Source organism: Microbacterium sp. NPDC087591, assembly GCF_044743625.1.
GTDB lineage: Bacteria > Actinomycetota > Actinomycetes > Actinomycetales > Microbacteriaceae > Microbacterium.
Window position 1 is genome coordinate 1,345,693 of the sequence record NZ_JBIUWU010000001.1, and the last position, 16,085, is coordinate 1,361,777.

At 69.9% G+C, this 16,085-nt stretch carries 16 protein-coding genes; 5 read left to right on the plus strand and 11 right to left on the minus strand.

The genetic code is table 11. The features are described from left to right. Window positions 1-25: 25 nt before the first annotated feature. Together ACIOVG_RS06270 and ACIOVG_RS06275 are read right to left on the minus strand one after the other, a co-directional pair. Window positions 26-280, minus strand: a complete 255-nt coding sequence (locus ACIOVG_RS06270) for a hypothetical protein (RefSeq protein ID WP_400870345.1) — start codon at window positions 278-280, stop codon at window positions 26-28. An 87-nt stretch (window positions 281-367) separates the two neighbouring features. After that, complete coding sequence (locus ACIOVG_RS06275) at window positions 368-1,591, minus strand: MFS transporter (RefSeq protein WP_400870348.1); 1,224 nt, start codon at window positions 1,589-1,591, stop codon at window positions 368-370. Window positions 1,592-1,699: 108 nt separating this feature from the next. On the opposite strand from ACIOVG_RS06275, the gene ACIOVG_RS06280 reads away from it, so the two are divergent. Beyond that, window positions 1,700-3,271 carry an SDR family oxidoreductase gene (locus tag ACIOVG_RS06280; RefSeq protein WP_400870350.1) on the plus strand — a complete coding sequence of 524 codons (1,572 nt, stop codon included), beginning with the start codon at window positions 1,700-1,702 and terminating at the stop codon, window positions 3,269-3,271. A gap of 13 nt (window positions 3,272-3,284) precedes the next feature. Here ACIOVG_RS06280 and ACIOVG_RS06285 read toward each other — a convergent pair whose 3' ends face one another. The 7 genes from ACIOVG_RS06285 to ACIOVG_RS06315 all read right to left on the minus strand — a co-directional run bounded on the left by ACIOVG_RS06285 (window position 3,285) and on the right by ACIOVG_RS06315 (window position 10,473). After that, on the minus strand, window positions 3,285-5,030 hold the full coding sequence (locus ACIOVG_RS06285; RefSeq protein ID WP_400870353.1) for an ABC1 kinase family protein: 1,746 nt from the start codon (window positions 5,028-5,030) through the stop codon (window positions 3,285-3,287). Window positions 5,031-5,075: 45 nt separating this feature from the next. Then, on the minus strand, window positions 5,076-5,666 hold the full coding sequence (locus tag ACIOVG_RS06290; protein ID WP_400870355.1) for a PadR family transcriptional regulator: 591 nt from the start codon (window positions 5,664-5,666) through the stop codon (window positions 5,076-5,078). Between the two features lie 94 nt (window positions 5,667-5,760). Further along, a complete protein-coding gene (locus ACIOVG_RS06295) occupies window positions 5,761-6,669 on the minus strand; it encodes an ROK family protein (protein ID WP_400870358.1) in 909 nt (302 codons plus the stop codon). After that, complete coding sequence (locus tag ACIOVG_RS06300) at window positions 6,666-7,355, minus strand: N-acetylmannosamine-6-phosphate 2-epimerase (protein WP_400870361.1); 690 nt, start codon at window positions 7,353-7,355, stop codon at window positions 6,666-6,668. The genes ACIOVG_RS06295 and ACIOVG_RS06300 overlap by 4 nt, the downstream gene beginning before the upstream one ends. Further along, window positions 7,352-8,218 carry a carbohydrate ABC transporter permease gene (locus tag ACIOVG_RS06305; RefSeq protein ID WP_400870364.1) on the minus strand — a complete coding sequence of 289 codons (867 nt, stop codon included), beginning with the start codon at window positions 8,216-8,218 and terminating at the stop codon, window positions 7,352-7,354. Before ACIOVG_RS06305 ends, ACIOVG_RS06300 begins: the two co-directional genes overlap by 4 nt. After that, a complete protein-coding gene (locus ACIOVG_RS06310; RefSeq protein ID WP_400870367.1) occupies window positions 8,205-9,173 on the minus strand; it encodes a carbohydrate ABC transporter permease in 969 nt (322 codons plus the stop codon). Before ACIOVG_RS06310 ends, ACIOVG_RS06305 begins: the two co-directional genes overlap by 14 nt. Before the next feature lie 10 nt (window positions 9,174-9,183). Next, window positions 9,184-10,473, minus strand: coding sequence for an ABC transporter substrate-binding protein (locus ACIOVG_RS06315; RefSeq protein WP_400870370.1), 1,290 nt, complete (start codon window positions 10,471-10,473; stop codon window positions 9,184-9,186). Window positions 10,474-10,599: 126 nt separating this feature from the next. Here ACIOVG_RS06315 and ACIOVG_RS06320 point away from each other — a divergent pair, with 126 nt between their 5' ends. From ACIOVG_RS06320 to ACIOVG_RS06330, 3 genes are all read left to right on the plus strand, one after another. Beyond that, entirely contained in the window at window positions 10,600-11,319 is a 720-nt protein-coding gene (locus tag ACIOVG_RS06320) for a GntR family transcriptional regulator (protein WP_400870373.1), read from the plus strand. Between the two features lie 14 nt (window positions 11,320-11,333). Continuing rightward, entirely contained in the window at window positions 11,334-12,851 is a 1,518-nt protein-coding gene (locus ACIOVG_RS06325) for a DUF4127 family protein (protein WP_400870376.1), read from the plus strand. Between the two features lie 83 nt (window positions 12,852-12,934). Further along, window positions 12,935-14,521: a glycosyltransferase family 2 protein gene (locus ACIOVG_RS06330; RefSeq protein ID WP_400870379.1), complete on the plus strand. Its 1,587-nt coding sequence runs from the start codon at window positions 12,935-12,937 to the stop codon at window positions 14,519-14,521. A 6-nt stretch (window positions 14,522-14,527) separates the two neighbouring features. On the opposite strand, the gene map is transcribed toward ACIOVG_RS06330, so the two are convergent. After that, window positions 14,528-15,301, minus strand: coding sequence for a type I methionyl aminopeptidase (map, locus tag ACIOVG_RS06335; RefSeq protein ID WP_400870381.1), 774 nt, complete (start codon window positions 15,299-15,301; stop codon window positions 14,528-14,530). 68 nt (window positions 15,302-15,369) lie between these two features. Here map and ACIOVG_RS06340 point away from each other — a divergent pair, with 68 nt between their 5' ends. After that, window positions 15,370-15,657, plus strand: coding sequence for a helix-turn-helix domain-containing protein (locus tag ACIOVG_RS06340; RefSeq protein ID WP_400872693.1), 288 nt, complete (start codon window positions 15,370-15,372; stop codon window positions 15,655-15,657). A gap of 16 nt (window positions 15,658-15,673) precedes the next feature. Here the strand turns inward: ACIOVG_RS06340 and ACIOVG_RS06345 are convergent, their stop codons facing one another. Then, window positions 15,674-16,012, minus strand: coding sequence for a YciI family protein (locus tag ACIOVG_RS06345; protein WP_400870384.1), 339 nt, complete (start codon window positions 16,010-16,012; stop codon window positions 15,674-15,676). Window positions 16,013-16,085 lie beyond the last annotated feature (73 nt).

The following is a 16,085-nucleotide window of genomic DNA, read 5'->3' on the forward strand; positions in this document are numbered from 1 at the left end:
TCTTGTTGGCGGTCGGGTCGGCTCTTCAGCCGGGGATGATGGTCTCCGCGATCGACGGAGCAGCGGCCCCGAGGGCTGCGATCGCCACTCCGAGCACGCCCGCGAACAGCCAGAGGCGGCCTGGCGCGCTGCGACGGATTCCGGACTCTCGTCCGACGGCTGACCGTGCGGGCAGCGGTGCGAACGGCGACGGTTCGGCGGATGCGTGGCTGATCGAACGCTGGGCGCGACGTTCTCGACGAGTAGCCGGCGTGGCAGCTTCCGCAGTCTGCGACGTCACGTGCACCTCCTCCGAGGACAGCGATCTTATCCTCGTGGAAAAGGTTACTAGTTTAGCTAGTCATCTGACAAGCTAGGCATCCTGCGGTCACACCTTCGGCCGCCGCTTCTCGAGCACTCCCGCGAGCGCGACAGCGACCAGCGCAGCGACCGGCGCGACCAGCAGTCCGGCGCGCAGACTCTCGTTCTCGGCGATGTAGCCGACGAACGGAGGGGACAGCAGGAACCCGAGGCGCAGCAGCCACGACACGATCGTGAGCCCCACGCCCGGCCGCAGCCCCGGCAGCTCGTCAGCGGCGTGCATCGCGGCCGGGATGAGCGTCGCGATGCCGAAGCCGACCGCCGCGAAACCGAGGATCGTGCCGGGCACAGACGGGAAAGCGAGCGCCAGGCCCATACCCACGGCAGCGATCAGCCCGCCGACCCTGGCGACCGCGCGCTGCCCGAACCGGTCGGTGAGCCCGTCGCCGAGCAGCCGTCCGATGAACTGCGCGCCGACCAGGGCGATGAAGCCGAGGGGAGCGATCGCGGCCGCAGCCCCCAGGGATTCTCCGAGGTACAGCGTCGCCCAGGAGTTGCCCGCGTCCTCCGCGACGGCTCCGGCCATGGCGATGAGCGTGAGGGCGATGATGACGAACACGGTCCTCGGGCTCACGCCACGACGCAGGGCCTGCCCCACCTCGGCCGGTTCGGCGACGGCATCCGCCTCGACCTCGTCGTCGCGTCCGGGGAGGCAGAACCGCAGCGCGACCAGCGCGACGATGCCGAACACCGCGGTCGAGATGCCGAGGTGCACGCCGAGCGGCAGCTGCAGCGCGATCGCGACCGCAGCCATGCCTCCGCCGAGCACCGCCCCGATAGACCAGATCGCGTGGAAGGAGTTGATGATCGAGCGACCGTAGCGACGCTGCACCCGCAGGCCGTGCGCGTTCTGCGCGACGTCGGTGATGGCATCGGAGGCTCCGCCGATCAGCAGCGCGACGGCGAAGAGCAGACCAGAGGGGGCGAGCGCGGCCGACAGCAGACCGAGGCTCGTGAGGATCGTGCCGATCACGGCGATGCGCGCCGAGCCGAACCGGCGGATCAGCACCGCGGCCAGGAGTCCTGCGGCGATCGCTCCGGCCGGGAAGGCGGCGATCGCCAGACCGTATCCGACGTTGTCGAGACCGAGCGCGGACTTGATCTCGGGGTAGCGCGGCAGGATGTTCGCGAACAGCGCCCCGTTCGTCAGGAACAGCGCCGAGACAGCGAGGCGCGCGCGGTGCGTCTGACGGCTCGGCGTGAATCGTCGAATCGATTCGATTGAAGTCATGAGTACGATCGTACGGCCCCGCGGCACCCCTCGCGAACACGCCTACCGGCGCGTAACGACACGCGCAACCCCGTATCGCCTGTCCTCCCCCGCGCCTACTCTCGAGACATGACCGAGCTCACCCAGCCCACCGGCCGCGAAGAAGAGCTGCGCGCCGTCCCGCGCGACGACGGCAGCGCCCCGCGCGCCCTCGTCCTCGGGGCCACCGGCTACATCGGCGGAAGGCTCACCCCACGACTCCTCAACGCCGGATACCGGGTGCGGGTGCTCGCCCGCGACGCGGCGCGCGCGGCATCCTTCCCGTGGGGCGCGGACTGCGAGATCGTCGAGGGGTCGGCGGACGACGCGGATGCTGTCGCGAAGGCCATGGACGACGTCGACGTCGTGTACTACCTGATCCACTCCATGACCGCGGGCAAGGGGTTCGAGGAGAGCGACGACCGCGCGGCCACCACGGTCGCCGAGGCCGCGAAGAACGCAGGCGTGCACCGGATCGTGTACCTGGGCGGACTGCATCCGGAAGATGCGAGACTGTCGCCGCACCTGCGCTCGCGTGTGCAGGTCGGCGAGACGTTCCTGCACTCGGGTGTGCCGACGCTCGTGCTGCAGGCGGGCGTCGTGATCGGCTCCGGCTCGGCGTCGTTCGAGATGATCCGACACCTGACCGACGTGCTGCCGTACATGCCGGCGCCGAAGTGGGTGCGCAACCGCATCCAGCCGATCGCCGTGCGCGACGTGCTGCACTACCTGATGGGCGCGGCCAGGGTGGAGCCGGACGTGAACCGCGCCGTCGACATCGGCGGCCCCGACGTGCTGCGCTATGGACAGATGATGAACGGCTACGCGGTCGAGGCCGGACTCCCGCAGCGCGCGATCGCCGCGCTGCCGGTGCTCACTCCCGGCCTCGCCTCGCACTGGGTGAATCTCGTCACACCCGTGCCGCGGTCGATCGCACGTCCCCTGGTCGCCTCGCTGCAGAACGAGTGCATCGTGAAGGACCACGCCGTCGATGAACTGATCCCGCAGCCGTCTGGCGGACTCACCCCCTATCGCCGGGCTGTCGCGCTCGCACTCGGACGCGTGGATGCCGACACGATCGAGACCAGCTGGCAGGACGCCGAGGTCTCCGGTGCCCCGAGCGACCCGCTGCCGAGCGACCCCGACTGGGCAGGCCGCACGGCGTTCACCGATGCACGGTCGCTGCAGACCTCCGCATCCGTCGACGACCTGTGGAGCGTGATCGTCGGCATCGGCGGCGAGAACGGCTGGTACTCCTCGCCGTTCCTGTGGGCCGTGCGCGGCTGGATGGACCGGCTGGTCGGCGGCGTCGGACTGCGCCGCGGCCGCCGCAGTCGCACCGCCGCGCGTGTGGGCGACGCGATCGACTTCTGGCGCGTGGAGGCCGCATCAGCCCCGGGCTCCGGCGACGAGCAGGCCGGACTGCTGCGGCTGCGCGCCGAGATGAAGGTGCCCGGATCGGCGTGGCTCGAACTGCGCGCGATCGCGGAGGGCGACGGGGCGCGGTACGAGCAGCGCGCGGTGTTCTTCCCGCAGGGCCTGAGCGGACGCCTGTACTGGCTCGCCGTGCTGCCGTTCCACGGGTTCATCTTCGCCGGGATGGCCGCCCGCATCACGGCCGCGGCCGAAGGCGCAGATCGCGTGGACCGCACGCGGGACTAGCCGCTCTGCGGGGTCAGCGCGGCCCGCGCCGACCGACTCCCGCGAACACGGAGTGCAGCAGCGGGAGCACCGAGACGCAGATCAGCGTGATGCCGAGCGGAGGCAGCGGGGTGACCAGCAGCGCGCCGCCCACCAGCATCGCGGCGAACAGCACCCCCGAGGCGATCCGGCGGGCGATGCCTTCGAGGCGGTCGAGCCGGCGCTCCAGTCGGGAGGTGTCGAACGTCACCGTACCGTCGTCGACGCGGCCGATGATGTCGTCGATCCGCTTCGGCAGCCGCATCGTGATGCCAGCGGTCTCCATCGCCCGCGACGCGAAGGCCTGCACCACGTTGCCGGTCTCGTCGCGGAGCAGCCGTCCGGCGTAGGGCTCGGCGGCATCCCACACGTTGAACGAGGGGTCCAGGCTGCTGCACATGCCGGAGGTCAACGAGACCGCGCGGATCAGGAGCAGCATGTGCTCGGGCAGCTGCAGGGGGAGCGAGCGCACCATGTCGCCGAACTCGTCGGCGAAGTCCTTGAACTCGCGCGGGTCGACCGTGGCCAGCTCGGCGAAGCCCATGCCGCCGAAGCGGGCGAACAGCGCCTTCAGAGCGCGTTCGAGCTCGGCGGTGTCGGCAGAGGGCAGCAGCACCCCGATCTCCTGCGCTGCGGCGACGAGCCCGCGGCTGTCGCGGCCGGTCACGGCGATCAACAGGGTGCGCAGACCGGCGCGCAGGCTGTCCGGCACCTCGGCCATCATGCCGAAGTCGATGAACGTGAGCCGCCAGTTCTGATTCTGGGTCCCTGGGTCGGTCGAAGGGCCTGAGCCCGTCTCCTGGGTCCCTGAGCCGGTCGAAGGGCCGGGCGTCACGAAGATGTTGCCGGGGTGCGGGTCGGCGTGCACGAAGCTGTGCGTGAACACCTGGTCGAACATGACCTCGGCGAACACCTCGGCGACCTTCGCCGGGTCGATACCGGCGGCGCGCAGCGCCTCGGTGTCGTTGATCTTGATCGCTGTGACATCCGACAGGGTGAGCACCCGACGGGTCGAACGCTCCCACACGATCTCGGGGGTGTCGACGCGCGGGTCGTCGGCGAAGTTCTCGCGGAACCGCTCGGCACTCGCTGCCTCGTGCAGGTAGTCGATCTCTTCGAGACTGGTCTCGGCGAACTCCTCCACGAGCGCGGGAGCGTCGACGCGGTCGGCGACCAGACGCACACGGGTCAGCCACCGGGCGACGCGGCGGAGCGCGGCCAGGTCGACCGCGACGATCCCGTCGATGCCGGGACGCTGCACCTTGACCACGACGTTCTCGAGTCCGGTGTCGGCGGCGTCGAGCTCCGAGAGCCGGGCGCGGTGCACCTGGCCGAGGGATGCCGCGGCCACCGGCGTCTCGTCGAACCAGGCGTAGGCGCGGGTGAGCGGGATGCCCAGCTCGGCTTCGGCCGCCGCGCGGATGTCGGCGAACGGCACCGCTGGCACCTCGTCCTGCAGCCCCTCGAGCTCGGCGGTGATCTCGGGCGGCAGCACGTCGAGTCGCGACGACATGAACTGACCGACCTTGATCATGAGCCCGCCGAGCTCGATCGCGAGCGCGTGGAAACGCTGTGCGAACTTCTGCATGCGGGGACCGCGTGTCCGCTCCGCGATCGAACTCATCCCGAACCGCGGGAGCACCAGTTCGAACCACCAGATCTTGACGAATTCCCGCGCCGCGAACGACAGGATGCGGCGATAGCGGGCACGATGGGCGCCCTGCGCCGCGGCATCCGTCATCGCGTCATCCTCTCGCCGCTCCTCGCCGGATGCCGCACTGCGCGATCAGTCCTGGGCGAGGATCGAGTACAGCCTACGGCGAGCCTCGTCGAGCACCTCGATGGTCGCCTGCACCTGCTCCGGGCTTCCGCTGCGACCGACCTGGGCCGCGGCGGCCGCGAGGTCGACGCCCGCCTTGGGCAGCGCGTTGAACCGGGCGCTGTCGCGGGACTCGCCGGTGCGGTGACCGGACGACTCCCAGGGGGCCGGGGTGTCGGCGGACTCGGCGGCGACATCGCGGCCCGCCTCCGTGAGCGAGTAGGTCTTGCGACCGTTCTGCTCCTCGGCCTCGATCAGGCCTTCATCGGCGAGCAGCTGCAGGGTGGGATACACGGAGCCCGCGCTGGGCTTCCACGAACCGCCGCTGCGTTCGGAGATCTCGTTGATGATCTGGTAGCCGTGCATGGGCTTCTCGGCGAGGAGCGAGAGCACGGCGGAGCGCACGTCGCCGCGCGCCATGCGCGAGCCGCCGCCCGGACGCGGGTCGAACGACTTGCGGAGCTGATCCATTGCTTCGAACAGAGCGGATGCCGGACCGCCGGCGCCGGCTCCGAAGCCGGATCCGCCGAACGGGTTCGAGGGAAATGCGTTGTTCATGATGACCTCCCGTAGCTGGGTAGCGATAGTCAACGATATATCGTTAACCCTGTGCGTGGGGTGGGAATCCTCGCGGGTGGTCGAGACGGTGCGCTCAGCCCGCGGCCAACAGCGCTGCGCCCGTGAGCCCCGCGTCGATGCCCAGACCCGCGGGAACGATGCGGGCCTCGGCGGGTCCTGGCATCGCCGCCGCCCGGTAGGCCGACACGACCTCCGCCAGATACGACTCGCCGATCTCGGCGACGCCTCCGCCGACCACGATCAGCTCGACGTCGAGCACGGCGTTCACGCTGGCGAGCGCTCGTCCCAGATACTGCGCTCCCTCGGTGATCACCCGCTGGCCGATCGCGTCACCCGCCCGCGCGGCCGCGTCCACCTCGCGGAGTGACAGGCGCACGCCGCTCTCCTCTGCGTACGTCCGCTCGAGCGCCGGCCCCGAAGCCACGGCTTCCACGTGCCCGGAGGCTCCACAGGGGCAACGGCGCGCAGCCAGCCGCGCCGGCAGCGCGATCTCGGTGTGACCGATCGACCCTGCGGTGCCGGTGGCCCCTCGACGCAACGCGCCGTGCAGCACGACGGCGCCGCCGATCCCCGTCCCCACCGCGACCAGGAGCACGGAGTCGGCATCCGCTCCCGCACCGAGCGCGCTCTCCGCGACCGCCGCCGCGTGCACGTCGTTGGCCACGGAGACAGGGACTCCCAGGGCGCGCACGAACGCATCGCGCACCGGGAACCCGATCCAGCCGAGGATCGCGTCGGTGGCGGACGTGATCGACCCGTCGGGTCCGACGACGCCGGCCGTGCCGATGCCGAGCGCCTCGAGCGGGGTGGACCCGCACACCTCTCGCACGGCATCCGCCACGGCGCGGATGATCACTTCGCCCCCTTCACGTGCCGGCGTCGGAACCGTGTGCACCGGCGTGATGCGCCGCAGTCCGCCGCCGTCACGGACGAACCCGGCCACCGCGGTCTTCGTGCCGCCGATGTCGGCTCCGACGATCACGACGCACCCCGCATCGCCGGAGTCGCGGCCACGAAGCGTCGGGTGATCGCGATCGGATCGGTGATGGCGCCGCCGACGACGACCGCGAAGGCCCCGCAGTCGAACGCCTGACGCACCTGCTCCGGCGTCTGGTAGCGTCCCTCGGCGATGGTGGGCACGCCGGCGGCGACCAGCTGCTCGACCAGGCGGATGTCGGGGCCGGCGCCGTCAGCGCTGCGCGAGTGCGGCGTGTAGCCCGACAGGGTCGTCCCCACGATCGCCGCGCCGGACTCCCAGGCGCGCACCCCCTCGTCGAAGGTCGAGACGTCGGCCATGACCGGACGTCCCGTCTCGTCGGCGATCTCGCGCAACAGCTCGAAGCGGTCGCCGAGCAGCTCGGCCGTCGCATCGACCGCGATCACGTCGGCGCCGGCATCCGCGAGACCGACGGCGAGGTCCACCCGGGGCGTGATCACGTTGCGGGTGCCGTTGTGCACCTTGTGCAGTCCGATGATGGGTGCCCGGGTGAGCGCACGCACATGCCGGATGTCCTCCGGGCCGTTGAGGCGCAGGCCGCTCGCGCCTCCCCGCAGCGCCGACTGCGCCAGGGCGGCGATCACCGCCGTGTCGCGCACGGGGCTTCCCGCCGCCGCCTGCACCGATGCGATGAGGCGACCGGCGATGAGGTCGAGGGGGTCGTCGATCATTTGAGTGCTCCTGCGCTGGCCCCGCCGATGAAGAACCTCTGGCCGATGAGGAAGATCGCCACAGCCGGCAGCGTGAACATCACGCACGCGGCCATCAGCGGCCCCCAGGCCACGTCGTTCTCACCGAAGAAGGCGTACAGACCGATCGACAGCGTGTAGGTCGACTGGTCGTTCAGATAGATGAGGGGATTGAGGAAGTCGGTCCACGCCCAGACGAACTGGAAGATCGCCGCCGTGACGATCGCGGGCCGGGCGAGCGGCAGCACGATCGTCGCGTAGGTGCGGAACTCGGATGCTCCGTCCAGCCGCGCGGCCTCGATCAGCTCGTCGGGGACGGCGAGGAGGAACTGGCGGATCATGAAGATGAAGAACGGCGTGCCGAGGAACGCCGGAACGATCAGCGGAAGATATGTGTTCGTCGCCTCCAGCCCGTTCCACACCAGGAACAGCGGGATGAGCGTCACCTGCGGCGGCAGCATCATGGTGGCGAGCACCAGGATCAGCAGCGGGCGGGCGCCGCGCCACCGCACCTTGGCGAGCGCGTAGGCGACCAGCGGGCACGAGATGACCGTCCCGAGGATGCTCATGCCCGAGACGAAGAGCGTGTTGCCCAGGTAGCGCCAGACCGGGATCTGGGCGAACGCCTCGGCGAAGTTGTCCAGCGTCCACTCGCTGGGCAGCAGGGTCGGCGGAGAGGAGAACACGTCATCGGGTGTCTTGAACGCGGTCGAGAGCATCACGAGCAGCGGGAACAGGAAGACGAGCGCCAGCAGTGCCACCGAGATCTGCTGGCGGATGCGCCGCGTGATGCGTCGGGGGCTCCGGGAGCTCCGGCTCGTCGCGATGGTGTCAGCGTGCGCCATCGTGCACCCACTTCCTCGAGGTCGCGAGCACGATCAGGCTCACGATCAGCGTGACGATGAACAGGGTCCAGGCCATCGCGGAGGCATACCCCATCTTCAGGAACACGAAGGCGTTCTGGTAGAGGTACATCGCATACGACAGCATCGACTGCCCCGGTCCTGAACCGGCCTGGTTCAACCGCTCCTGCGAGAGGATGTACGGCTGCGTGAAGATCTGCAGGAACCCGATGATGCTCACGATCACCTGGAACAGCGTCACAGGGGAGACCGTGGGCCAGGTGACGTTCGTGAAGCGGCGCCAGACACCGGCGCCGTCGAGCTCGGCCGCCTCGTAGAGCTCCTGGGGCACCTCCTGGAGCGCGGCGAGATAGATGATCATGGTGCCGCCCACCGTCCACAACGACATCAGGATGATGGCGGGTTTGGTCCACTCCGGCTGCTGCAGCCATGCCGGACCCTCGATCCCGAACCACGAGAGGAAGTGGTTCACGAACCCGTACTGGGCGTTGAGGAGCCAGCGCCACAGGTAGCCGCCGACGACCACGGGAACGATCGAGGGCAGGTAGACGAGCGCGCGGTAGAGCGGCTGACCGCGCACCGGCGTGTTCAGCAGGTGCGCGCCGGCCAGGGCGATGCCGATCGCGAGCGGGACGCCGAAGACCGTGAGCACAGCGGTGTTGGCGAGCGACTTCCAGAAGACGCCGTCGTTGAACATCTGCACGTAGTTGGCCAGCCCCACCCACTCCGGCGACTGGAAGAGGTTGAAGTCCGTGAAGCTGTAGTACGCCGAGGCCGCGATCGGGTACGCGAACAGGAAGAGGAAGCCGACGATGAACGGCGACGCGAACGCGAGACCGATCAGGGTGGAGCGGCGGCTGCGTCGACGCCGGGCGCGACCGCCGGGTCCGGCGGGAGCATTCTCCCGCCGGACCCGGAGTGCAGATGCAGTGGTCACGGAGTCCCGATCACTTCGTCGAGTAGTTGGCCATGCGCTCCTCGACCGTGGCGATCGCCTCTTCGGGGGTCGCCGTCAGGCGCACCACCTCGTCGAAGGCGGTCGCGAGGTCGGTCGCGTACTCGGCGCTGTACGGACGGCTCGACAGCGACTTCGCGTTCGGCGATGATGCAGCTGCCGCCCAGACGTCGAAGTCCTGCAGATCGGCGAAGGCCGCGCTGTCGGACAGCGAGGTGCGCCCGGCGAGGTTGCCGAGGGCCGCGGCGAACTTCTCCATCGGCTTCTCGCTGACCAGGTAGGCGAGGAACGTCGCCGCCTCCTCCTTGTGCTTCGAGTTCGCGGGGATGAAGAGGGTGCTGGCGGTGACCTGCGTGCTGTTCTCCAGCTCGGCGGATGCCGCCGGGATCGCGGTGACACCCCACTCGAAGTCCGGAGCGACCTTCGCGGCGCTGGCCGAACGCCATTCCCCGTCGATGATCATCGCGACCTTGCCGCTGAAGAACGGGTCCTGCGCCGAGAGGTACTCGCCCTGACCGGACACGAAGGTGGCCATGGCCTCGGCACCGACCGGCTCGACCACGTTGTCCTGGTACCACTGCAGGGCCTCGAGGTTGCCCGCATCCGCGGGGGTCGGACCATCCTCGCCGTCCCAGGTGCCGCCGAAGGCATAGCCGAGGGTCGTCAGTGTGGTGCTGTCATTGGCGGAGCCGAGACCGAGCTGGGTGATCTTGCCGGAGTCATCGACCTTGGTCAGCTTCTGGATCGCCTGGGCGAGCTCGTCCATGGTGGTCGGCGGGGTGACACCGGCCTCCGCCAGGAGCTGCGTGTTGTAGAGGAGCTGGAAGCTGTGGATCGCGATCGGCAGCGAGTAGATCTTGCCGTCGTAGGTCATCTGCTCCATGGCGCTGGGCACGAAGTCATCGACGTCGATGCCCTCCGCCGCGATCGCGTCGTCGAGGGGAGCCAGGATGCCCTTCGAGGCCCAGGCGCCGACGGTGTTGCCGAAGTTGTCGGAGATGTCGAAGGAGCCGTTCGACGAGGACATCGACGTCAGCTGCTTCTGGGTGTCGGGGCTGGACACGCCCGTGACGACGATCTCGTCCTGGCTGTCGTTGAAGTCGGCGATGATCTCCTCGAGGACCTTCGCCTCCTCTCCGCCCCACAGGTACGAGAACGTGATCTCGGTCGGACCAGCGGAATCGCCGCCGCCCGTGCCGCATCCGGTCAGGGCGACGACCGTCGCCGTGGTGAGGGCACCGGCGATCAGTGCGCGCCGGCGCATGTGCTGCTTCATGTGCATGGGTGTTCTCCGCTCAACATTGACCTGAAAGGATTGGAATAGACCAATTCGGAACCGCTGAGAACAGACATTGACACATCCGGCGGCTGTCGTCAAGATTGGGTTAGTCCAAATGAGGGGGATGCCATGACGGCGATCGACGGTCTGACGAAACACGAACGCGTGCGTCGGCATCTGGAAGAGGTCATCCAGCAGGGACTCGCGCCCCATGAGAAGCTGCCGACCGAGCGGGATCTGGCCGAGTCGCTCGAGGTGAACCGGCAGACGGTCCGCCGCGCGCTCGACGAACTGGAACGCGACGGCATCGTCTACCGCCTGCAGGGTGCTGGCACCTTCGTCAGCGCGTCGCGCATCAGCAAGACCTTCGAGCTGACCTCGTTCTCGGAGGACATGCACACCCGCAACATGCGGCCAGGATCACTCTCGGTCGATGTGGGCACCGCCGCGGCCGGGCAGACCGCCGGCTACGCGCTCAACCTCAGCCCGCAGTCTCCCGTCGTGCGCATCCGTCGCGTGCGCACGGCAGACGACATCCCTATCTGCCTCGAGGTCTGCGCGATCGCCGCCGACGCCGTGCCCGGCCTCGAAGACGGCATCGTGGGCGACTCGCTCTACGACGACCTGCGCACCCGCTTCGGTGTCGTCGCCGTGCGCGCCGATCAGGAGATCCACGCGGTGGTGCTCGACGAGGAGCAGGCCGAAGCACTGCAGACCCCACCCTTCTCCCCCGCCTTCCTGGTCAAGCGCACGACCTACGACGCGCGCAGCCGCCCCATCGAGTACGCCGAATCGGTGTACCGCGGCGACCGCTACTCCTACCTCGTCTCGATCTCCCGCCCCTCGTGAAAGGCAGTCCCCTCGTGTCCGACCCGTCCCCCCGCCCCCGCATCGCCCTGCTGCCGCTCGACGATCGGCCGGTGAACGTCCGGCTTCCCGGCGACGTCGCCGCCGTGGCGGGAGTGACGCTCGATGTCCCCCCGGCCGAGCTCCTCCCCTCGTACCGCACGGCTGGCGATGCCGCGGCCCTCGGCGAGTGGCTGCTCGAGCGTGCCGCCGACCCGGCGACCGTGCACCTGGTCGTCTCCGTCGACATGCTCCTCTACGGCGGACTCATCGCCAGCCGCACCAGCGACGACACGACGCGCACCGTCCTGGAACGCCTCGACGTGCTGCGCGAGGTCCGCCGGCGCCGGCCCGACCTGCCGGTCTCGGCGGTCTCCCTCGTCACGCGCGCGAGCAACTCGTACTCGGCGGCGGAGGAGGAGCCCGCGTACTGGACGACGCACGGCAAGGAGATCCACGCGCTGGGCGGCGATGCTCACCGGCTGCTCGGCGAGACTGAGGTGCTGCCGCTCGCCGACCTGACCCCGGTGCCGGCCGACGTCGTGTCGGACTACTCGACCCGGCGCCTGCGCAATCACATCGCTAACCTCTCCGCTCTCGCGCTCGTCGAGGACTCGACCCTCGACTTCCTCGCCATCACCGCCGACGACACGGCGCCTTTCGCGGCCGGAAGCGCCGAGCAGGTGTGGCTGCGCCACTGGATGCGGATGCTCCCCTCCGGCCGGAGCGTGCTCATGTACCCGGGCGCCGACGAGGTCGGTGCCGCCCTGGTCGCACGCGCCCTGGCTGCGCATGCCGGCGTGACGGCGTCGTTCTCGGTCGCGTGCGCAGACGCCGACGGCATGACGCGGATCCCCCCGTACGAGAACATGTCGCTCTCGGCATCCGCCAGCCGCCAGATCCGCGCCGCCGGGGCGGTGGAGGTCGACGAGGGAGGAGACGTGACCCTCGTGCTGCACGCCCCCGACCCCGACCGTCACGACATGTTCCGCGGACGACCCGACGCCGTCGATGCGGATGCCGTGGCCGGCACGGTCGCCCTCGTGCAGGCACGCCTGGATGCCGGGGAGCATGTCGCCCTCGCCGATGTGCGCTACCCGAACGGCGCGGACGAAGCCCTGGTCCGCGCGCTCGCCGAGGCGGACCTGCTCGGCCGGCTGGAGGCGTTCGGCGGGTGGAACACGGCGGGGAACACGCTCGGCAGCGTGGTCGCCGTCGCGGCCGCGGCCGTCGTCGGTCGCGCTGCGGGGACGTTCGACGCCCGCGCGGCGCGCATCGCCCTGTTGACCCGCCTGCTCGACGACTTCGCGTACCAGGCCGTCGTGCGCACGGATTCCGGCGCGGCGCTGTTCCCCGACATCTATCCGATGACGGACGACGCCCAGGTCGCGAAGGCCGAGGAGGCGATCCGCGACGAGCTCTCCTCGCTCCTGGAGGCGATGCTCCCCGCCGACGGCGTGCAGATCGCGGAGCTGACGCTGCCGTGGCGACGCTCATTCGAGATCGGTCTCGTGCTGACGGAGGAGTCCCGCTGACCGATCTCACGACGCCATGCACGGGGCGCGCCGAAAAGGCAACCCCCGTGCAGCGCACAGGAAGTCATGTTTGACTCGCTCTGGTGTCCCCAGAGTCTGATCGTCAAGAGCCGTCCGCGTCCGTCCGAGTGAGCGTGGTGGTTCCGGTGTTCCGGCCCGGTCCCACGTTCGACGATCTGATCGCCTCGTTCGACCGCCAGACCCTGCCCACCGAAGCGTTCGAGGTGCTGCTGTGCGACGACGGCTCCGGCCAGGAGACGCACGCCCGGCTGATGGAGGTCGCGCGCACGCGGTCGAACGTGCGCGTGCTGGATCTGCCGCACTCCGGATGGCCTGGTACCCCGCGCAACCGCGGCGTCGAGGCCGCCCGCGGGACCTACGTGCAGTTCGTGGATCAGGACGACTGGCTGTTCGACGGCGCGCTCGAGAAGCTGTGCGACTACGCCGATCGACACGGGTCGGATGTCGTCGTCGGCCGCGAGGTCGGGATCGGTCGCGATCTGCCGACGCGGATCTTCCGCCGCGACATCCCGCGCGCACGGCTGGGCGAGGACCCGCTGCTGGAGATGCTGACCCCGCACAAGCTGTTCCGCACGGCGTTCCTGCGCGCGAACGGCATCCGCTTCCCCGACGGCAAGGTCCGCCTGGAGGATCACCTGTTCGTGATGCAGGCGTACTTCGCGGCCGAGACGATCTCGATCCTGGCGAGCGAGCCCTGCTACGCGTGGGTCAAGCACCCGGGGAGCGCCAGCTCGTCGCGCATCGATCCGGAGTCGTACTTCCCGCACCTGGAGGCCGTGCTCGACCTGGTCGAGGCGCACACCGAACCGGGCCGGCTGCGGGACCGGCTGCTGCGGCACTGGTACCGAGGGAAGATCCTGGCGCGGCTCGCGGGTCGGCGCATGGCGAAGTACCCCGTCGCCTACCGCGAGCGTCTGCTGCGCGTGGTCGCACCGCTGGTGCAGAGGAGGTTCGGGCCCGGCGTCGACGGCGGTCTCGCGTTCCCGCACCGCATCCGCTCCGCTCTGCTGCGTGCCGGTCGGTGGGAGGACCTCGTGCGCCTCGCACGATTCGAGACCGACATGGGGTGCCGGGCGACGGTGACCTCCGCCGCCTGGTCGCGCGGCGGAGGACTCCATCTCATGCTGCGGGTGACGATCACTCACGACGGGCACGATGCCCTGGTCTTCGAGACGACCAAGGCCGGCGCGGATCGGCTGGTGTCGGTGCCGTGGCTCGCAGATCTGCCGGCGGACGCCCTCGTCGCCGGCGGCGAGCTGCGCAACGACCGAGTCGAGCTCGTGCTGTCCGACATCGTCTCGGGGGACGCGGAGGCGGGCTCGCGATCGCTGGCGACACAGCGGCAACCCGACCTGGGTGCGGTCGCCGTGACGGTCGACCCGCTCAAGACCTTCGGCCCGACGGATGCGCTGCGCAGCGCTCGCCTCACCGCGAGGATCCGACGGGCCGGCTGGACCTTCGACGTTCCCGTTCAGGCAGACCCCGAGACGCTCGCCCGCGCCGGCAGGTCGCCGTTCCTGGCCGGTCGCACGTGCGAACTCGTCGCCACGGATGACGGTGGTGTGGAGCTGCGGCGCGAATGGCCGGGAGGCCGGCTGAAGGATTCGGCCGGCCGCGCGATGCGGCGTTGGCGCGCACGGCGGAAGTAGGGGGCGTCAGCCCCGCGGCAGGGTCAGGATCTCCGCACCCTTCTCGGTGATCGCGATGGTGTGCTCGGTATGCGCGGTGCGGGCGCCGGTCGCGCTGCGGAGGGTCCAGCCGTCGTCATCCGTCACGAGCTCGTCGGTGTCGGCCATGACCCACGGCTCGATCGCGAGCAGCAGACCGGGGCGCAGGATGTAGCCGCGGCCCGGGCGTCCGTCGTTCGCGATGTGCGGGTCCTGGTGCATGGTCGAGCCGATGCCGTGGCCGCCGAACTCGAGGTTGATCGGGTAGCCGGCACCGCGCAGCACGGTGCCGATCGCGCGCGAGATGTCGCCGATGCGCGCCTTCGGGCGGGCGGCGGCGATACCCGCGGCGAGCGCGCGCTCGGTCGCGTCGATCATGGCGAGGTCTTCGGGAGCCTGGGTCTCCCCGACCACGAAGCTGATGGCCGCGTCAGCCGAGATGCCGCGCAGCGTGACGGCGAGGTCGAGCGTGAGCAGGTCGCCGTCGCGGAGCGCGTAGTCGTGGGGAAGGCCGTGCAGCACGGCGTCGTTCACGGCCGTGCAGATGTAGTGGCCGAAGGGTCCGCGGCCGAACGAGGGCGCGTAGTCGACGTAGCAGGAGACGGCGCCGGCATCCTCGATCATCTGCTTCGTCCACTTGTCGATGTCGAGCAGGTTCACCCCGACCGTGGCGCGCTCCTTCATGGCCTGCAGGATGGTGCCGACGAGCGCCCCCGTCTCGCGGGCGCGGTCCAACTCGGCAGGGGTCAGGATCTCGATCATGGGGGTCTCTCCGTGGGTACCGAAAACTATCCCGGTAATACTATCCCGGTATTAGTATGGGCATCATGATGGTCCGGATGCCGCTGACCCCCGCCGAGCTCGCACGCGGCGAGCGCCTGGGCGCCCTGCTGCGCCGCGCGCGCGGGGAGCGGTCGATGCTGAGCGTCGCCCTCGACGCCGGAGTCTCGCCCGAGACGCTGCGCAAGATCGAGTCGGGCCGGGTCGCGACGCCGGCATTCTCGACGATCGCCGCGATCGCCGGAGTGCTCGAGATCTCGCTGGACGCCCTGTGGGCCGAGATCGGAACAGATGCCCTCGCCGGCCTCGCTCCCGGCCGGGAGCGGATCGCCTCGTAGCCGAGATCGCCGCGGGTCAGCTCTCCGGGTCGTAGGCGAACTCGCGGAGCTCCTGTGCGCACCGGCACGCCTTGGCGATCCTGTGCGCCCACTCGACCGCGTCTTCGCGGGTCGGCAGTTCGAGCACCGTGAAGCCGCCGGTGAGCTCGCTGCCCGGATAGGTGGTCTTCTGGACGGTGCCGTCGACCGCGACCAGCACGGGATCGATCTCTTCGGCGATGCCCCCGCCGAAGACGTAGACGCCCGCCGCTTTGGCCTCGGCGATCACCGCATGGGACTCGGCCACGACGGTCGGGAAGTCCTCTTCGGCGACCTGCATGGCATCACTCGGGAACGAGATGAGGAACTTGGTCATGCGTCGATGGTGCCGCGCGGGTGGCGACGGAACAAGGGGGTTGCGTCGCCGCTGCTCGTCCGCTCAACCGCAC

Excerpts from the sequence above, each read along its gene's own strand:
- ACIOVG_RS06275 (WP_400870348.1), bottom strand. The coding sequence starts at position 1,591 with ATGACTTCAATCGAATCGATTCGACGATTCACGCCGAGCCGTCAGACG.
- ACIOVG_RS06280 (WP_400870350.1), top strand. The coding sequence starts at position 1,700 with ATGACCGAGCTCACCCAGCCCACCGGCCGCGAAGAAGAGCTGCGCGCC.
- ACIOVG_RS06285 (WP_400870353.1), bottom strand. The coding sequence starts at position 5,030 with ATGACGGATGCCGCGGCGCAGGGCGCCCATCGTGCCCGCTATCGCCGC.
- ACIOVG_RS06290 (WP_400870355.1), bottom strand. The coding sequence starts at position 5,666 with ATGAACAACGCATTTCCCTCGAACCCGTTCGGCGGATCCGGCTTCGGA.
- ACIOVG_RS06300 (WP_400870361.1), bottom strand. The coding sequence starts at position 7,355 with ATGATCGACGACCCCCTCGACCTCATCGCCGGTCGCCTCATCGCATCG.
- ACIOVG_RS06305 (WP_400870364.1), bottom strand. The coding sequence starts at position 8,218 with ATGGCGCACGCTGACACCATCGCGACGAGCCGGAGCTCCCGGAGCCCC.
- ACIOVG_RS06315 (WP_400870370.1), bottom strand. The coding sequence starts at position 10,473 with ATGCACATGAAGCAGCACATGCGCCGGCGCGCACTGATCGCCGGTGCC.
- ACIOVG_RS06320 (WP_400870373.1), top strand. The coding sequence starts at position 10,600 with ATGACGGCGATCGACGGTCTGACGAAACACGAACGCGTGCGTCGGCAT.
- map (WP_400870381.1), bottom strand. The coding sequence starts at position 15,301 with ATGATCGAGATCCTGACCCCTGCCGAGTTGGACCGCGCCCGCGAGACG.
- ACIOVG_RS06340 (WP_400872693.1), top strand. The coding sequence starts at position 15,370 with ATGGTCCGGATGCCGCTGACCCCCGCCGAGCTCGCACGCGGCGAGCGC.
- ACIOVG_RS06345 (WP_400870384.1), bottom strand. The coding sequence starts at position 16,012 with ATGACCAAGTTCCTCATCTCGTTCCCGAGTGATGCCATGCAGGTCGCC.